General features: G+C 71.8%; 14 protein-coding genes and 1 pseudogene. 8 read left to right on the forward strand and 7 right to left on the reverse strand.

From position 1 onward, the window contains the following. Positions 1-15 precede the first annotated feature (15 nt). A complete protein-coding gene (locus ACIBVL_RS24260; RefSeq protein ID WP_399099658.1) occupies positions 16-708 on the reverse strand; it encodes a TetR/AcrR family transcriptional regulator in 693 nt (230 codons plus the stop codon). A 101-nt stretch (positions 709-809) separates the two neighbouring features. On the opposite strand from ACIBVL_RS24260, the gene ACIBVL_RS24265 reads away from it, so the two are divergent. The 3 genes from ACIBVL_RS24265 to ACIBVL_RS24275 all read left to right on the forward strand — a co-directional run bounded on the left by ACIBVL_RS24265 (position 810) and on the right by ACIBVL_RS24275 (position 2,833). After that, positions 810-1,748, forward strand: coding sequence for an NADP-dependent oxidoreductase (locus ACIBVL_RS24265; RefSeq protein ID WP_399099660.1), 939 nt, complete (start codon positions 810-812; stop codon positions 1,746-1,748). Between the two features lie 26 nt (positions 1,749-1,774). Further along, the gene (locus ACIBVL_RS24270; RefSeq protein ID WP_399099662.1) at positions 1,775-2,455 is read left to right on the forward strand and encodes an SDR family NAD(P)-dependent oxidoreductase; all 681 of its coding nucleotides are present in this window, start codon (positions 1,775-1,777) and stop codon (positions 2,453-2,455) included. A gap of 78 nt (positions 2,456-2,533) precedes the next feature. After that, entirely contained in the window at positions 2,534-2,833 is a 300-nt protein-coding gene (locus ACIBVL_RS24275) for a DoxX family protein (protein WP_399099664.1), read from the forward strand. Positions 2,834-3,189: 356 nt separating this feature from the next. Here the strand turns inward: ACIBVL_RS24275 and ACIBVL_RS24280 are convergent, their stop codons facing one another. From ACIBVL_RS24280 to ACIBVL_RS24300, 5 genes and pseudogenes are all read right to left on the reverse strand, one after another. Continuing rightward, positions 3,190-4,107 (reverse strand): hypothetical protein, encoded by a 918-nt coding sequence (locus tag ACIBVL_RS24280; protein ID WP_399099666.1) that lies wholly within the window; start codon positions 4,105-4,107, stop codon positions 3,190-3,192. Next, positions 4,104-6,203, reverse strand: a complete 2,100-nt coding sequence (locus ACIBVL_RS24285; protein WP_399099668.1) for a PEP/pyruvate-binding domain-containing protein — start codon at positions 6,201-6,203, stop codon at positions 4,104-4,106. Before ACIBVL_RS24285 ends, ACIBVL_RS24280 begins: the two co-directional genes overlap by 4 nt. A 6-nt stretch (positions 6,204-6,209) precedes the next feature. Then, positions 6,210-6,902, reverse strand: a complete 693-nt coding sequence (locus ACIBVL_RS24290) for a DedA family protein (RefSeq protein ID WP_399099670.1) — start codon at positions 6,900-6,902, stop codon at positions 6,210-6,212. Positions 6,903-6,907: 5 nt separating this feature from the next. Then, on the reverse strand, positions 6,908-7,633 hold the full coding sequence (locus ACIBVL_RS24295; protein WP_399099672.1) for a hypothetical protein: 726 nt from the start codon (positions 7,631-7,633) through the stop codon (positions 6,908-6,910). Between the two features lie 454 nt (positions 7,634-8,087). Next, positions 8,088-8,234, reverse strand: a pseudogene (locus ACIBVL_RS24300) (TetR family transcriptional regulator); the annotation flags it as partial. Between the two features lie 432 nt (positions 8,235-8,666). Here ACIBVL_RS24300 and ACIBVL_RS24305 point away from each other — a divergent pair. The 5 genes from ACIBVL_RS24305 to ACIBVL_RS24325 all read left to right on the forward strand — a co-directional run bounded on the left by ACIBVL_RS24305 (position 8,667) and on the right by ACIBVL_RS24325 (position 14,564). Continuing rightward, positions 8,667-8,906: a hypothetical protein gene (locus ACIBVL_RS24305; protein WP_399099674.1), complete on the forward strand. Its 240-nt coding sequence runs from the start codon at positions 8,667-8,669 to the stop codon at positions 8,904-8,906. Further along, a complete protein-coding gene (locus ACIBVL_RS24310; RefSeq protein ID WP_399099676.1) occupies positions 8,906-9,283 on the forward strand; it encodes a fic family toxin-antitoxin system, toxin component in 378 nt (125 codons plus the stop codon). The genes ACIBVL_RS24305 and ACIBVL_RS24310 overlap by 1 nt, the downstream gene beginning before the upstream one ends. Positions 9,284-9,644: 361 nt before the next feature. Then, positions 9,645-10,490 carry an oxygenase MpaB family protein gene (locus tag ACIBVL_RS24315; RefSeq protein WP_399100385.1) on the forward strand — a complete coding sequence of 282 codons (846 nt, stop codon included), beginning with the start codon at positions 9,645-9,647 and terminating at the stop codon, positions 10,488-10,490. A 56-nt stretch (positions 10,491-10,546) separates the two neighbouring features. Then, entirely contained in the window at positions 10,547-12,772 is a 2,226-nt protein-coding gene (locus tag ACIBVL_RS24320; RefSeq protein ID WP_399099678.1) for a tetratricopeptide repeat protein, read from the forward strand. Between the two features lie 181 nt (positions 12,773-12,953). Beyond that, entirely contained in the window at positions 12,954-14,564 is a 1,611-nt protein-coding gene (locus ACIBVL_RS24325) for a lipase family alpha/beta hydrolase (protein ID WP_399099679.1), read from the forward strand. A gap of 90 nt (positions 14,565-14,654) precedes the next feature. On the opposite strand, the gene ACIBVL_RS24330 is transcribed toward ACIBVL_RS24325, so the two are convergent. Then, positions 14,655-16,049, reverse strand: a complete 1,395-nt coding sequence (locus ACIBVL_RS24330; RefSeq protein ID WP_399099681.1) for an amidohydrolase family protein — start codon at positions 16,047-16,049, stop codon at positions 14,655-14,657. Positions 16,050-16,313: the final 264 nt, after the last annotated feature.

Genomic DNA, 16,313 nt, shown 5'->3' on the forward strand with positions numbered 1-16,313 from the left:
CTTGGAACAGATCATCTAGGCGGTGCCCGGGCCCGATTGTGAGAGGCGGACCATGGCGCGGTAGAGAGCGGTGGGCGCCGGTGCTTCGGGCAGCGGGGGGATCGGTGCGCCGGGCGCGGCGTAGGAGCGGATCATGTGAGCGACGAGGCGGCGCCAGGTGTCGGGGGCGGCATCGCCGGTGGCGGTGACGACTCCGGCGTTGGCGATGAGCAGGATGACGACGTCCTGGTGGGTGAAGTCCTCGCGCAGGTGCCCGGTGTCCTTGGCGCGGGTGATGAGTTCGAGCAGCCGGCCGTACGACTCGGCGCGGCGGGCCTCCAGCGCTTTGGCGGCGGGGAAGGTCATGGTCAGGACGTCGGCGAAGCCGCGGTCGGCGGCTTGCATGGCGCAGACGGCGTGGAGGTAGCCGGTGAAGCCGTGCCAGGGGTCGGGGTCGGCGAGCGCCTCGGTGACGGCGTCGGCGTAGGCGTCCATGCGGTCGGCGAAGACCGCGTTGACGAGTTCCTCCCGGCTGGCGAAGCGCCGGGCGAGCGTCGCTTTGCCGACGCCTGCCTCACGGGCAACCGATGTCATAGACACGCCGAGTCCTTCGGTGGCGTAGAGGCGGCGGGCGGCGGCCAGGATGCGGCAGCGGTTGCGTTCGGCATCGGCGCGCAGCCCCGTGCCGGCCTGCGGACGCGGCGTCTGGTCGTAAGGCGGCGAGGTCATGCGACCACTCTACCCAAGTGGAACGGGCGGGCCGTTTCTGTTGTACGGTGGGCGGCCAGTGGAAGTGGGCCGATCGGTCCACTTAGTCGGAAGGTGTTGTCATGCGCGCTGTCGCGCTCGAATCCGTTCCCTCGACCCCGGCCGTGACAGAGGTGGACACTCCTCACCCGGCGGCCGGGGAATTGCTGGTCAAAGTGTCCGCCGCCTCGCTGAACGGCATCGACCTGGCCACCGCCGCCGGTTACACGCAGGCGTTCATGGAGCACCGGTTCCCGCTGGTCCTCGGCCAGGACTTCGCGGGCACCGTCGAGGGGCTCGGCGAGGGCGTGGAGGGCTTCGCGGTCGGCGACGCGGTCTTCGGTGTCGTGCTGAAGCCGTACCTGGGCGCCGGGTCGCTGGCCCAGTACGTCACCGTGGCCGCCGGACACGGCGTCGCCCGCATCCCCGCGGGCGTGACGTCGGGGGACGCGGGCGCGCTGGGCGTGGCCGGGGCAACCGCCCAGGTGAGTCTGGACGCGGTGGCCCTGGCCGAGGGTGAGACGGTGCTGATCTCCGGAGCCTCCGGCGGGGTGGGTTCGCTGGCGGTGCAGCTCGCCGCCGCCCGTGGCGCGAAGGTGATCGCGACCGCCCGCCCCGGCGCGCAGAGCGATTTCGTCACCGGCCTGACTGGTGCGGAGGTGCGCGTGGTCGACTTCACCGGTGACCTTCAGGAGCAGGTCCGCGCGATCGCCCCGGAGGGTGTGGACGCCGTACTGCACCTGGCGGGCGACGGCGCCCAGCTGGCCGCTCTGCTGCGGCCGGGCGGACAGCTCGCCTCCGCCACCGGCCTGACCCAGGACGACGTCAAGGGGCAGGACGTCACCGTCCACACGATCATGGCCACCCCCGGCCCGAGGACCCTGACCTCGCTGGCCGAACAGGTCGCCTCTGGCGCGCTGCGCGTGCCCGTCACGGCCACCTACCCGCTGGAGCAGGCCTCGGAGGCGTTCGCCGCCTTCGGCGCCAGCACCCCGGGCAAGATCGCGGTCTCCTGCTGCTGACACACGTCCAACGGAAGAGAAACACCGTGCCCACTATCGCCATCGTCGGCGCCGGCCCCGGTATGGGCCTGGCCATCGCCCGCACCTTCGGCAGCCGCGGCTTCGACGTCGCCCTGATCTCCCGCACCAAGGAGAAGCTTCAGACGCTGGTCGACCAGCTCGGCCAGGAAGACATCACGGCCGCCGCGTTCCCCGCCGACGTGCTGGATCGCGACTCACTGACCGAGGCCCTGGACGTCGCAAAGGCCCGCTTCGGCGGCATCGACGTACTGGAGTACTCGCCGGCCCCGCACTCCCCGGTGCCCGGCGTCACCCTGGCCGCGCCGTCGGAGGCCACGGTGGGCAATCTGCAGCCGCAGATCGAGTACGTCTTCTACGGTGCCGTCGCCGCCGCCCGCACGGTGCTGCCCGCGATGCGCGAGGCGGGTGCCGGCACCCTGCTGTTCACCACCGGCGGTGGTTCGGTGGATCCCATCCCCATGCTCGGCAACGTCAACGCGGCCGGCGCGGCCCTGCGCAACTGGGTCATCAACCTGAACAAGGAGCTGGCCGACAGCGGGGTGCACGCCGCCCACGTGGCCATCAACGTCTGGATCGGCGACGGCGGCCCGGAAGGCTTCCCGACGGCCACGGCCGAGGAGATCGCCCCTCTGTACTGGGAGCTGCACGAAAACCGCGACCGCTCCGAGGCCGTCTTCAACGCCTGACCGGCCCTCCCACCCCGCTCCCGGGTGGGGCATCCGCGCCCTCCCCACCTCGTCCCCCTCCCCGTAAGGGATCCGTACGTGAACGTCTTCTTGTGGATAGTCCAGGCCGTGCTGGCCGCCATGTTCGCCACGGCCGGCGTCATGAAGTCCACCCAGCCCAGGGAGAAGCTGGCCGGCCGGCTGCCCTGGACGGCCGACTTCTCCCAGTCCACCGTTCGCTTTATCGGCATCGTGGAGTTCGCCGCAGCCCTGGGACTGATCCTGCCCGCTGCGACTGACATCGCCCCTGTGCTGACCCCGCTGGCCGCGACCGGCCTGGCCGTGGTGATGGTGCTGGCCGCGATCACCCACGCCCGCCGCAAGGAACCCTCCGTCTAGTTGGGGCTGCCGATGTTCCTCGGAGTCCTCGGCGGCACCCCCGAGCACTGGGCGCGCTACGGGCACGCCTACCGCGACGCCTGGGCCCAGGTAGGTCATTCCGCCGAGCGGGCCGACATCGCGGTCGCCGTGCAGCGAACTCCTCGCCACGAAGCCGCCCCGCCGCCCACGGGGAACTCCCCGACGCCCGAAGTGACCCCGGCGTTCCTGGGCCGGCTGGCGGTCACGTTCCCGGCCGTCAACGCGGGCAAGCAGGAGCACACCGTTTGTGCGGCGTCTCCCGCTCGCCGGGCCTCGTGGACGACAACCTGGAGAAGGCGCTCGCCAAGGCGCCGACCTCCCACGGACCTCCCCACTCACGGCGCCTTCCTGGCCTGGCCTTCGCCCAGGACGACGGCGGTGGTGCGGTTGGTGTTGGCGTCCTGCAGGCAGCCGCGCAGGCGCAGTATGTCGTGCGAGGGCAGGGCGGGTCGGATGACGCCGGTGTAGACGCCGTCGGTCATACGGTTCAGCGTGGCGTTGTCGTTCGCGGCCGCGGTGGAGCGGCGGCAGGTCTCCCACAGATCCTGCGCGGCGAGCTGGACGGCCCGGTCGCTCCGGTCGCCGTAGGTCTCGACGCGGAAGACCATGGTCGTGCTGGCCGCGTCGGGTGGCTGCTCGGCCCGGGTCTGGGTCGCGTCCGCCAGGGCGGACCACACCACGGGCACCAGGAGCAGGCCGCCGACGGCCGCCGCGACGGCGAGCGCCTTGCGGCCGGTGCGGGTCGGCGGTACGGCCGGGCGGCTCTCCAAGGGAGGGGTCGCGGTGAGCGGCGGGGCGGTCAGCGCCGCCAGGCGTCCGGCCAGTCGGCGCTCGGCGCCTGGCCGTGCGGTGGCTCCGGCCACTTTCTGGATGACCATGGCGATCCCGGACAGGACCGCGCCGGCCACCATGAGGACGGGGACGAAGACGAACGTGCGATGGGTGCCGTTCAGCTCCGTCCGGTCGACGGAGGCAAGCCAGTTGAAGCGGTTCGGCACCGGCTCACGGCTCTGTTCGAGCCGCTTGCGCACCTCCTCGATGCGGGCGTCGGACTGCTCCAAGCGACCTTCCAGGCGGGTCAGGCGGGAGAGCAGCAGGACGGTGGCGAGGAAGACCTCGACGACGATGAGCAGGGCGGCGGAGATCAGAGCCCGCTGCCATTCCCAGCGGGTCAGGTAGAGCACGGTGTAGGAGCCGGCGTAGACGGCCGACAGGCCGCCGAAGGTGTAGCCGACCAGCCTGATGACCTTCATGCCGCCGACTCCTCACGTGTCGAAGCAGGTTCCGGTGCCGCGCCGACGGTGTCGCCCACGGTCACTTCTCCTGTCCCGCCGTCCACGGTCAGTGGCGTTCCGGAGGGGAAGCGGTCGACGGCTGCTGGTACGCCGACCGCGGTGGGCACCCGGTATTCGCGGGCCAGCACGGCGAGGTGGGACAGGGCACTGCCGGTTTCCGCGACGAGCCCGGCCAGGCCCGGCAGCAGTGGGGCCAGGGCGGGGTCGAGGGAGCGGACCACGAGCACGGGGTGCTCGGGGCGGTGGCCGTGGCCGTCCCAGGCCGTTCCGGTGCCGAAGCCGCCGCCGGCCCCCTGGCCCTCGCCCGAGGCCCGGTGTCCGGACGGGAGTTGGGCCACGGGGTGGCCGTCGGCCAGGCGGAAGGCGGCGGGCAGCGCACCGGTGTCCTCGCGGGGCCGCCGCTCGGCGATATCGGCCGGCAACCCCTTGCCGTCCGCTGCCGCGACCAGCTCCTCCCAGCGCAGCAGCACCAGACGGGAGGCCCCGAACCCGCACTCACCGGCGTCGACGCGCTGTGCGAGTTCGCGCACCATCTGCGCCTGCATTTCCTGCACCCAGCGGATGCGCAGCCGCAGCCCCTCCCGTACGGGCAGCGTGCCCACACCGCGCGGTGCCGTGGTCCACCCGGTCTGCTCAGGCAGCGGCGGGCGATCGCCGAGCGAAGGGGGCAGCAGGGCCAGCAGAACCGGGTGACGTTCCAGGAGCTGCTCGTCGTTCAGGCCCCGCCTGCGGCCTTCCGTCAGTTCCGCGAGTGCTTCGCCCGCCGCGGTGGCGCCGGTGCCCGCGCCGAGCAGCGCGCCTGCCAGGGACTCCTGGGCGTGCAGGGACGACAGGACGTGCCGGCCCCAGGCGATGGCGTCCAGCAGCTGGCCGCTCAGCATCTCCCTGGGTGGTGGGAAGTCGGCCAGTTGCCGGTCCACGTCCGCCATCAGGTCGACGGCCAGCAGCGGCAGCGCGGAACGCAGCCGCCCGATCCGCCAGGCCGCGCCCGCCCGGCGGGCCCCCGGTGCCGGGTTGACGAAGTCCAGGACCGGGTGGGCGGACGGGATGGCGCCCAGCAGCCGCAGATCAGCGGCTGCCCGTCCCTCCACGGTGCTCACCGCCGGCAGCTTGCGCAGCTGCCGCCGGGGCGCGGCGCCGGCGATGTCGAGGGCGAGGGTGAGGCCGTGGGACATCGGGGCCACCCACAGGTCCGCCTCCAGCGGCTGGAGCACACCGGGCAGGGTCTCGGCGACCGGACCGGGGCCCAACAGGCGCGCTCCGCGCGGCGGCCGGGTCGTCATCGCGGTGATGGGCCGGGCCTGGAACAGCCACAGCTTTCCGTCGGTGTCGAAACCGAACTCCATGTCCTGGGGTGCGCCGAACGCCCGCTCGGTCTTCTTGGCCAGATCCACCAGCCTCACTCGCTGTCGGTGGGACAGGAGCCGGTGGCCGCGTGCTTCGGCCGGGTCGGTGCGCACCAGGCGGGCGAGGCGGGTCAGTTGATAACGCACACCCTGCGTGCTGCCGTCGACGAGCTGATGCGGCCCGCCGGGCACCGCGCTGACGAGGATCCGGTCGGTGCGGCCCTCGACCGGGTCGGCGCCGAACATCACGCCGCCGACGGCGGCTTCGAGCATCGGCTGCACCAGCACCGCCATTCCGTCACCGTCCGGGATCTCCTCCGGCGGGCGCAGCGGCCTGACTCGTCCGGCCGAGTCGAGGACGATCTGCACCGCGATGGTGAACTCCTCCCAGCCCCGCACATCCAGCACCGACTCGAACCGCCCCGCCATGGAGGAGTCCTCGGTGTCCTCGTGCGCGGAGGAGGAACGCACGACCAACGCCCGCTCCTCGGGGCCTGCCAGTGCCCGCCACGCGGAGCGCACCGCGTCCTCCCCGGCGGCCCCCACCGGTGCCCGGTCGGCGGGCACCAGCACGAACCCCGGCAGCACGGGCAGCCCCGCCACGGCGGCACGCGCCAGATTGGCGGCCTTCGCTCCCGTGACGGCCGCGCCCCTCGCTTGTTCTGCGTCCAGCGGCACGACCGCCAGATCCGCGCCCTCGAATCCCATGGGCCACTACTCCTTCGAAGAGGTGATGAGGTGGATCGGTTCCTGCCGACGACGCCGCACGGCCGCGCCGGAGGCCACCACGGCGGACGACGCCCGCGCGCCGCCGCGGCGACGCCTGAGCAGCCACATGAGACCGGTCAGCGCCACAGCCAGGGCGACGAGCACGGCCGCGCCGATCAGTCCGGCCGCGTGCAGGAAACCGGTGGCGGCGGCGCCGGCAAAGTAGCCGAGAAGCACGTTGCCGATCCCCCAGATCAGCGAGGCGACCGTGCTGAAGAGGAAGAAACGGCGGTACGGCATGCCGGACGCTCCGGCGGCGAAGGGCAGGAAGGTCCGTACGAACCCGATGAACCGGCCCGTGACGACAGCCGCCCCGCCATGACGCGTCAGGAAGTCGTTGGCCTGACCGATCCGGCTGCCGGGCCGTACCCAGCGGGTCGGCCGGGCGTGCGGGCGTCGTCCGTACCAATGGCCCAGGGCGTAGCCGAGACCGTCGCCGGTCATGCCACCGGTCACCACGAGGGCGGTGAGGAGCACAGGGTTCAGATCGCCTCGGCCCGCGATCGCGGACGCGACGAGGATGACGGTCTCACCGGGCAGCAGCACACCGATGAAGGCGCCGGTCTCGCCGGCCGTCACGGCGAACACCACGATGTACGACCACCATCCGGCCGCCTCGATCAGAGTGCTGACGTCCATGCCTGTCAGCCCGCCTGCCGCAGCGGGGTGGCTTCCGGGGTGTCCCTCGGCTCCGGCGTCTGGGTGGGGGGCCGGAACGACAGCAGCCGTCCCCGCGAATCCCCGACGGCCAAGGCGTTCGCGCCCGCACGTGAATGCTTCCCGTTCTCGTGCGGGAGGTGCCCTGCGGCGGACCACGCCAGAAGGGGTACGACCACGGCCGGCAGCGCCGCGTTCCAGAGGCTGCCCCCGGTCGACGCCCGCGCCGCTGCCGCGAGCAGTGCGAGCAGCACCACGGCCGCCCGTGGCCAGGTCTTCGAGGTGGTGGCGATCACCGCCAACGCGATCAGCACGTACCAGCCCGCCCGCACACCCGGCAGCGCCAGGTAGTCACCGAGCAGGGACGCCTCGCGCACCGGCCATCCCTGCACCACGGCGAAGACGCCGAGCCCGGCCGTGCCGGACAACCACAAGGCGATGGCGAGGCGCAGGTAGACCCGCTGATCCCGCCGGGCCAGCCAGAGCAGGCTCAGCACCGCCAGGGGCAATGGGGTGAGGGCAAGGATCCAGGTCAGTGCCTGTGCCGCAGTGTGCACGAGCGTCACTCCGCTCTCCGCTGCGGCGGTCCGCCAAGGGCGGATCCGGTCGGCGGCGGACGACGTCCAGCCGGCCTTGACGAAGGATTGCTCCTCACGGATGGACACGGCGAGGAGACCGGAATACACGAGCAGGGTCGCCGCCAGTCCCGCCATCGCGCGCCGCGGGTTGCGCCGGCCGGGCGGCTCCGTCCGGCTGAGAACCGGTGCGCGTCGGGAGCCGCGGCTGCGAAGACCGCAGGCGGCGAGGCAGCTCACCGGGTCCCTCCGGCATCGTGCGCCACATTCCTCAGGCGCTGCGTCCTGTCCGCTTCCCACAGCGGCATGACGTGATCCGTCTTCTTCCGCGCCGGGCTCGGCTGTGGGGATGTGCCGTCCTTGAGCGATACGGACTGGGTCACGGCAGCCTCCTGACCAGTCGGGGGCGCGTCGTTCGGGGGCGCGCCGACTGTTCCTTCTCATTGATCAAAGTAAATGGGCCGGGCGGTCCACTTATTTCCCGCGGAGCATGTGACGTGCGTCACGCGGTGACTTGCGAGAGCCTGCACTCGCCGCGGCCGGAGGTAGGGCAGTGCTTTCACTGCCACCGATCGGTCCGGCCGCCGACGGGCGGGAAGTGGCGGAACATGGGGTGGCGATGCCCACCCCTGCCTCGCGGGCCCACGGAGGTCATGGAGGCGGTCAGGCCGTCCCGCGCGAACACCGTGCGCGCGGCGGCGAAGATCCGCTCGCGGTTGCGCTCGGCGTCACTGCGCAGAGGTTGCGCGGCGTGATCGTCGGAGTGCTGGGCGCCTGGGTTCCTGACAGCCGGTCCAACAATCGGATTGCCCTATCCACTTATGGTGTGCTCTGGCCGTTCTGAATCGGCGACGAGTCGGGCAGCCCGGTCGCCGCTCCCGGGTGCGGGGGTGGTGAAGGGGGTATCTGAGATCCAGTGGCCGGAATGACCTATCCAGGATTCGCGCCCTCGGCGCGGTCTGCGACGCCGTCACATTGCGATTGCCGCAGAGGGGGGAATGGCGCCGCTCGACTGCGAAGGGCCGTCCCGGTGCTCCGAGCCGCTGAGGCCGGGGGCGACCCCTCGGGGCGACGGCGCCGACGTTGCTCGTGGTCCCGATGTCCGGCCCAGGTGGCCGCGGGCTTCCTCGGCGCGGCCCCCCTGCCTGGTAACGAGTGTTACCATCAGCGAATGGCGAAGACACAACTGGGTGCGCGCGTCGACGACGAGATCGTGGAACTGGCGAAGGCCCGCGCGAAGGATCGCGGTATGAGCCTGGGCGATTACATCGGGGCCCTGGTGCGCGAGGACACCAGCCGGCTGCGGCAGCGAGGCCTGGACGCCGCGCGGCGATTCCTCGACGAGCACCAGAGCGTCTTCGACGACGCCGAGGACGCCGATCAGCGCTCGGCGGGAGCCCACGCCGCCTGATGGATCTCTACGTCGATGTCCCCTGGATCTTGCAGGTCGCCGAACTCGCCGGTGCGGGAGATCCCGCACCGGACGACTACGGGGTGCCGGTGGCGGCCGTCGCCTGCCACCGGGCCGAACTGCTGGACCAGCCTGTCTACGACGGCCCCTACGCCCGCGCCGCCGCGCTGGTCCACGTCCTCGGCCGCTGCCGGTGGCTGGAGCGCTCGAACATGGCGGTGGCCGCCGCGACAGGGGTGATGTACCTGGAAGCCTCGGGAATCCCGGTCAAGCCCAGCCGAGAGGACGCCGTCGCCCTGCGCGATCTCCTCCGGGACCCCGCCTGCACCGCCGCGAGGATCTCCACCCTCCTGCGCGCCTGGCCACAAGTCACCTGAGACCACGGCCTGAGCCCTCACCCGGACCGGACGACGTCTCCCGGGTGCTTGCCCGGGCTTCCGACGTCAGTCGGGAGACGGCCATCTCCATCGCGGGGGAGATCGTCGCCCACGCGCACCGGGGCTCGGGGACGCCCTTGTCCTGGAGCACCGGTCCCCTCCATCGCCATCAGCAGACCGCCGACCTGCTTCGAGGAGTGATCCAGCGGCGCTCCGGGAAGGATCCGCGGGGACTCGTAGTCGAGGATGTGCCGTCGCGGGCTGCCTGAGGAGGGTGTCTTCTGCGGCGCAGGGCAGGAAGACCGATGAATCCGTACCGATGTGCCGGAGACACCTGGTGGCTGAGGTCACACCCGCCGGTATGACGGGCGATCCGGGGCTGTTCACTCCCTCCTCCGTGACCTGGCAGCTGCACGGCGACCCCATGATGTGGGTCGCCGGCATCCGGGCGCTCTACCTCCAGGCCCTCCATCCGCGTGCCGTACGCGGAGTCACGCAGAACTCCGACTTCCGGCGTGACGCCTGGGGCCGCCTCATGCGCACCGCCGATTTCGTCGGCACCACGACCTACGGCACGAGCGAGGCCGCCGAGAAGGCCGGCGCGCGCGTGCGCAGGATCCACCGGATGCTCTCGGCGACCGACCCGGACACCGGCGAGCGGTACCCGGTCGACGAGCCCGAACTGCTCCTGTGGGTGCACTGCGCCGAGATCGACTCCTACCTGCACGTCCTGCGCCGCTCCGGCTATCCCCTCACCGACGCCGCCGCCGACCGGTACCTCGCCGAACACCGGGTCAGTGCCCGCCTGGTGGGGCTCGACCCGGACGCCGTACCCGGCAACCAGGCGGAGATGCACGCCTACTTCGAGAAGGTGCGGCCCGAACTCGCGGCCGGAGACGAGGCGCACGAGGTGGACGACTTCCTGCTCCGCCCGCCGACGCACCCCCTGCTCGTCCCGGCGCGCGCCCTGCTGTGGCGGCGCGTGGCGCACCTGGCGTACGCCTCCCTGCCGCCGTACGCCCACGAGCTGTACGGCAGGCCGGCACCGAGGCCCGCCACCGTCACCCGGAAGTTGCGCGCCACGGGCACCCTGCTGCGCTGCGTCCCCGCGCGTCTGCGCTGGCAACTCCCGCCCAAGCACGTCCTGCGCGCCATAGCCAGACTCGGCCCGGACACCCGCCCCGCACCATACAAAGTCCCGCTATAGGCCGCCATACTGGACGACCGGGGAGGGGCCGGACAGTACGGGGGCGGCGGTTCACTATGGCGGAGAACAGGCTGATCCAGGGCCGGTACCGGCTGCTGGGCCTGATGGGACGCGGCGGTATGGGCGAGGTGTGGCGCGCCCGCGACGAGTCCCTCGGGCGGCAGGTCGCCGTGAAGTGCCTCAAGCCACCCGGCCCGCACCACGATCCGTCCTTCGCCCGGGTGCTGCGCGAGCGGTTCAGGCGCGAGGCTCGGGTGGCCGCCGCCCTCCAGCACCGGGGGATCACCGTCGTCCATGACTTCGGGGAGTCCGACGGCGTCCTCTTCCTGGTGATGGAGCTCCTGGACGGCCGCAATCTGTCCCAGCTGCTCGACGACAACGCACGCCGGCCACTGCCCGTCCCCGACCTCGTCGAGATCGCCGACCAGGTCGCCGCCGCTCTCGCCTACACCCACCGCCAGGGCATCGTGCACCGCGACCTGAAACCGGCGAACATCGTGCGCCTCTCCGACGGCACCGTGAAGATCTGCGACTTCGGCATCGCCCGCCTCGGCCACGACATCGGCTTCACCTCCCGTCTCACCGGCACCGGCATCGCGCTGGGCACCCCGCACTACATGTCCCCGGAGCAGATCGGCGGCGACGAGGTCGACCAGCGCAGCGACCTGTACTCGCTGGGCTGCGTCCTGTACGAACTGGCCACCGGGGCACCGCCGTTCGACCTGGGCGACCCCTGGGCGATCCTCGTCGGCCATCGCGACACCCCGCCCCGGCCCGCCCGTGAGCAGCGCGGCGACCTGCCGGACTACCTCGACCGGATCATCCTCGACCTGCTCGCCAAACGGCCGGAGCAACGACCCCACGACGCCCGCGAGCTGGGGCGCAGGATCACCGCGGGGCGGACGACACCGGCATACGTGCCGACGCTCGTCACGTCCCGACCCGAAGGGCTCGGGCCGGCGCCGCTGCCCGACTGGACGCGTGGCATGACCACCGGCCACAAGGCGACCGGCGCCGCCGTGCGCCCGACCCCGCCGGACACGGGGGCGGCCCTGACCGGCGAATGGATTCCCCGCCCCGCCCTCGGCGAGGTCCCCGCGCCGCCCGCACCGGACGCCCCGTCCCCGCAGGCCCTCGGCGCACTCGCCGGACGGCACGACGCCGGCCTCAGCCTGGGGCGGCTCGGCCGCTGGGCCGAGGCCGGGCAGGTGCACCGCGCGGTCGCCGCCGAACGCGCCCACCTGCTGGGCCCCGAGCACCCCGACACCCTCGCCAGCCGCTACGAGGTCGCCTTCACCCTCAGCCGTACCGGCCGGGCCGCCGACGCCCTGCGCGAGTACCAGCACGTGGCCGCCGCCCGTACCCGGATCCTGGGCGGGGACCACCCGGACACCCTGGCCACGCGCCAGGAGATGGCCTCCGTGCTCGGCCGGCTGGGCCGGCACTTCGACGCCCATCAGCTGTACACCTCGGTCCTCGCAGCCCGGGAGCGCACGGCGGGCCCCGACCACCCCGACACCCTGCGCTGCCGCCACAACCTCGCCTTCAACCTCGGCCGGCTGGGCCGACTGGAGGAGTCGTACCGCATGGCGTGCGAGGTGGCCGCCGCCCGCGCCCGCGTGCTGGGCGCGGACCACCCGGACACGCTCGTCACCCGCTACGAAGTGGCCTACGCACTGGGTCAGTTGGGCCGCTGGCCGGAAGCCCTGCTGACCTACCGCGAGGTCGCCGAAGCCCGCGCCCGCGCCCTCGGCCCCGACCACCCCGACACCCTCGCCGCCCGCTTCGAGACCGGCATCAGCATGGGCCGCCTCGGCCGCAGCGCGGAGGCGCTCGAGCTCTACCGGGGCCTCGTGGAAGACCGCACCCGCCTGCACGGCCCGGCCCACCCCGAGACCCTCCGCGCCCGCCACGGTCTGGGCGTCAACCTCGGCCGCCTCGGCCGCTGGGAGGAGGCCCTCGCGGAGTCCCGGGACGTCTGCGCGATCCGCGAGCGCGTTCTCGGCCCCGACCATCCAGACACTCTGGTCAGCCGGCGCGAGGTCGCCGTCGGCCTCGGCTGGCTCGGCCGCTGGGCCGACGCCCTGACCGAGTACCGCCGCGCGGCCACCATCCGGGAGCGCGTCCTGGGCCCCGACCACCCCGACACCCTCGCCGCCCGGCGCGACGAGGCCCACTGTCTGGAACGACTCGGCCGGGGCCCGGAGGCGGCGGCCCTGTACCGCAGGGTGGCCGCCCTGCGGGAGCGGCGGGCGGCGGGTGGGGTCCAGGGCGTGTGGTGAAAGTAGCGTCGTCCGCCCGCCGGGCAGGCGGGACTTTCACCACACGGCCTGGGGGCGGCCCCTCCCCGGGACACGCCAGTCGAAACGATCCTGCGCGGGCTCGGGCGCGGCCGTCCGCACAGTGGTGCCCGGCCGAACGGCCCATGCCCGCATGACACGACCGCATCCAGGGGTGTTCTCCATGGCCAACCATCCTCGCCCGCTGATCCTGATCCGCGGATTCGGAGGCCCGGACCTGCAGGACGAGCAGCGCGACGTCTACCAGGGATTCAACAACGGCACCGTCTATCCCGAGTGCCGGGGTGAGAACTACCTCTACGAGGGCTTCGTACTGCGCTGCCTCAAATCGGGGCGGTATCCGTATCGGGACGCCACCAACGTCGTCGGCTACTACAAACAGGAGATGCCCGCCCCGCAGGGCCTCCAGGCGTGGCCCGAGCACCTTCTGACCGGCACGGTGGTGATCGACGTTCCCATGGCGGAAAAGGTGATCGCCCGCGGCCGCGGCGTATCCGGCACGCTGTGGGTCTACCGCTACTACGACCTCCTTCCGCGCACGATCCAGCGCTTCGGGGAAGGACTGGTCCGACTCATCGACATCGTCGAGGAAGGCGCGAAGCAGGCCGGAGAGGAATTCACCGGCGTCGACATCGTGGCCCACAGCATGGGTGGCCTGGTGGTTCGTGCCGCGCTGAAACAGCTGGGGAAGGACGGCGAGGACCGGATCCACCGTATCGTCACCCTGGGCACGCCTCACCACGGAATCGCTTTCGAATACCTTCCGGAAGAACTGGTCAACAGCCTGCCGATCGCCGCCAGGGACGAAATCGCCGCCTTCGACCCGAACCGCAGGGACGCCCAGGACATCCCCTTCCCGCGGCGGAGAATCCTCACCGTCGTCGGCACCGACTTCCGTACGTACGGCAACAAGTTCGCAAGCCTGGGCAACCGCCTCTCCACCCTGGGCAGCGAGGGCAGCCTGGCGTACAACCGCAGCGACGGCCTGGTCAAGCAGGCGTCCGCGCAGCTCCCGGAAGCGCCGCGCACCTTCGTCCACAAGTGCCATGGTGGCCGGGATTCCCTCGTCACCTCGCGAGAGGCGTACGAGATCGCCATGCGTTTCTTCCACGGCACCCACCTCGTCCGTCTCGGCCTGGTCCGGGCGGAGGTGAAAAGAGGCCATGACATCTTCGGCAAGAGCGAGTTCTATTTCGGAGTGCGCATCAAGCCTCGCTTCGTCGACTTCGAGCTGTTCCACCAGAGCAAGGAAGCGGAGAACTGCTACGGCCCCTTCCACCGGGACGACTTCACGGACGAACTGCCCGACCTGGCGGAGGAGCTGAGACGGCAGCAGTTGGGCGACGCGCCGACCGGCTGGGCGGGCCCGGACCGGTTGATCTGGGAAGGCTGGGTGGACGCCGCCGCCAAACCGGCCGAGGCGGGGGGCGACGAGAGCCTCGTGTTCCGACTGGACGTCTACGTCGGCGAGCGGGACGCCTTCGGGGTCGGATTCTCCGACAACGTCGTCTTCCGCAAGCAGTACTACGTACAGGCGGTGCCCGGCGGGCCCGACGGCGAACTCTCGCTCTACCTCCACACGGGTGAGACGTACCTCGCCCCGGGGGTCGCACCCGAGCAATTGCACGCCGCGGCGGACGCCGAGAGCACGGAGGTGCAGAGGATGACCCCCGCCGGCCACCATTCGCCGAGCAGCTGGACGTTCGGCGTCGGGGGCACCGGTTTCGAGGCCGATCTGTCCGTTTCGCTGACCGATGAGCGCCGACCCGGCTGAGGTGCGCCGTATGCCCCGCTCCGCGCGACAGCGCCGTACGGGTCGGCGAGTGTTTCTCGCATGCGGGCCCTGTCCCAGCCTCGCAAGGGGTCAGGAGGCATTGGCCAGGATGTGGTCCCGGGAGGCGGTGACCTCGCCGCGCAGCGCGTCGAGGTCGACGTCGAGCAGCAGGCCGTTCCACTTGCGCACCTGGCCGGCGACGAACACCGTGTCGATGTTGCGCGTGTCGGATCCGAGGACCACGGTGCCCACCGCGTCGTTGAGCGGCATGTTGTTGATGTCTTCCGCCCGGACGACGAGCAGGTCGGCCTGCTTGCCCACGGTGATCGAACCGGTCACGTCGGCCAGGCCGTTGGTGCGGGCGCCCTGGAGCGTGGCGAAGTCCAGCACGTCGTGCACACCGATCCGGGACGGCTCCTGTTCGGTGCCGTAGACGGCGTTGACCGCGCGCATGCGCTGGATGGCGTGCAGGGCCCGCATCTGTGTGAACATGTCGCTGGCCAGGGCGACCTCCACGTCGATGCTCAGTCCTGGCCGGACCCCGACGGCGAGGGCCTCGTCCACGGCCGGGATCGCGCTCTCCAGACCGATCTGCGCGTCGGACGTGGGCGCCAGGGCGATCGTCGTGCCGGTGTCCCCGATCGCCCGCCAGGCATCCGGGGTCAGTCCCGTGGAGTGGATGAGCGTGACGTCGGGGCCGAGCAGGCCCTGCCGCTCCCAGGCGAGGACGGCCTGCGACGACGCCGTACCGAAGACGGCGTCCACGCTCACACCGACGCCCAGTTCGCTTGCGCCGCGGGCGAGTTCGGGTCCATACGCCAGGGCGGGCCCGGCGATCTCGTCGGTGGCCAGGCCGGCCAGCCGGAAGGTCAGCAGATCGCTGCGGTACTGCTCCTGCAGTCGAGCCAGATCGGCCGGCCACTGCTTGTCCCAGTCGCCGAAGTGCGGGGCCATGGCGGCGTGGACGCCGCGGATGCCGGTGTCCAGCAGGCCCTGTACCGCCGCGTCGGAATGCTCGGCGGTACGGGAGTTGTGGGAGAAGTCCAGCATCGTGGTGATGCCGCTGTCCAGCGCGGTCAGCGCCGCCAGCTTGGTGCCGATGTACATGTCCGCGGGCCGGTACACCGGTGCGATGCCCAGCAGCGTGCTGGTGACGTATCCGGCCAGATCGTCGACGTCGGGCATGATCCGTCGCAGCTGCGCCTCCCAGGCATGGCGATGGGTGTCGACGAATCCCGGCGTGAGGATGCAGCCGGTGGTGTCGATGACGACGGTGTCGGAGATCGTGCCCTGCGCCCTCAGGTCCGGTCCCACGGCGGCGATCACGTCGCCCTCGATGAGCACGTCGCCCTTGTCCAGGACGCCGAGGGCGGGGTCCATGGAGACGACGGTGGCGCCGGTCAGCAGGACACGGCGGCCAGGGGCGCCGGCGTTCGCGCGCAACCGGGCGAGGAGGGACTGGCGAGCGGCGTCGCTGAGGTACATGGCGTGGTCCTGTTCCGTGGAGGCGGGTCGGCCGGCGGTCCGGCCTGGCGATGACCCCAGATTCCGCCGCCGCCGACCTGGCAACCAGGCCGCCGATTTCCTGGGTGTGACGCACCCAGGACGATGCGTGCGTTGAGGTCGCCGATGATTTCGACGAGGCGGGGTCGTTGGGTGGGGTCAGGCCGCAGCATGGAACAGCGGACGCGGGCTTCTCCGCTCTTTGGGGCCGTGACGTCCCGAAGCTTCTGGTCTGCAGCTCCCTGA

The sequence above is a fragment of the Streptomyces sp. NPDC049687 genome, assembly GCF_044465285.1.
GTDB lineage: Bacteria > Actinomycetota > Actinomycetes > Streptomycetales > Streptomycetaceae > Streptomyces.

What these genes read in the sequence shown, in the direction of transcription:
- ACIBVL_RS24295 (WP_399099672.1), bottom strand. Translation starts at nt 7,633, where the DNA reads ATGGCGGGACTGGCGGCGACCCTGCTCGTGTATTCCGGTCTCCTCGCC.
- ACIBVL_RS24290 (WP_399099670.1), bottom strand. Translation starts at nt 6,902, where the DNA reads ATGGACGTCAGCACTCTGATCGAGGCGGCCGGATGGTGGTCGTACATC.
- ACIBVL_RS24315 (WP_399100385.1), top strand. Translation starts at nt 9,645, where the DNA reads ATGACGGGCGATCCGGGGCTGTTCACTCCCTCCTCCGTGACCTGGCAG.
- ACIBVL_RS24330 (WP_399099681.1), bottom strand. Translation starts at nt 16,049, where the DNA reads ATGTACCTCAGCGACGCCGCTCGCCAGTCCCTCCTCGCCCGGTTGCGC.
- ACIBVL_RS24260 (WP_399099658.1), bottom strand. Translation starts at nt 708, where the DNA reads ATGACCTCGCCGCCTTACGACCAGACGCCGCGTCCGCAGGCCGGCACG.
- ACIBVL_RS24305 (WP_399099674.1), top strand. Translation starts at nt 8,667, where the DNA reads ATGGCGAAGACACAACTGGGTGCGCGCGTCGACGACGAGATCGTGGAA.
- ACIBVL_RS24285 (WP_399099668.1), bottom strand. Translation starts at nt 6,203, where the DNA reads ATGGGATTCGAGGGCGCGGATCTGGCGGTCGTGCCGCTGGACGCAGAA.
- ACIBVL_RS24265 (WP_399099660.1), top strand. Translation starts at nt 810, where the DNA reads ATGCGCGCTGTCGCGCTCGAATCCGTTCCCTCGACCCCGGCCGTGACA.
- ACIBVL_RS24325 (WP_399099679.1), top strand. Translation starts at nt 12,954, where the DNA reads ATGGCCAACCATCCTCGCCCGCTGATCCTGATCCGCGGATTCGGAGGC.
- ACIBVL_RS24310 (WP_399099676.1), top strand. Translation starts at nt 8,906, where the DNA reads ATGGATCTCTACGTCGATGTCCCCTGGATCTTGCAGGTCGCCGAACTC.
- ACIBVL_RS24320 (WP_399099678.1), top strand. Translation starts at nt 10,547, where the DNA reads ATGGCGGAGAACAGGCTGATCCAGGGCCGGTACCGGCTGCTGGGCCTG.
- ACIBVL_RS24280 (WP_399099666.1), bottom strand. Translation starts at nt 4,107, where the DNA reads ATGAAGGTCATCAGGCTGGTCGGCTACACCTTCGGCGGCCTGTCGGCC.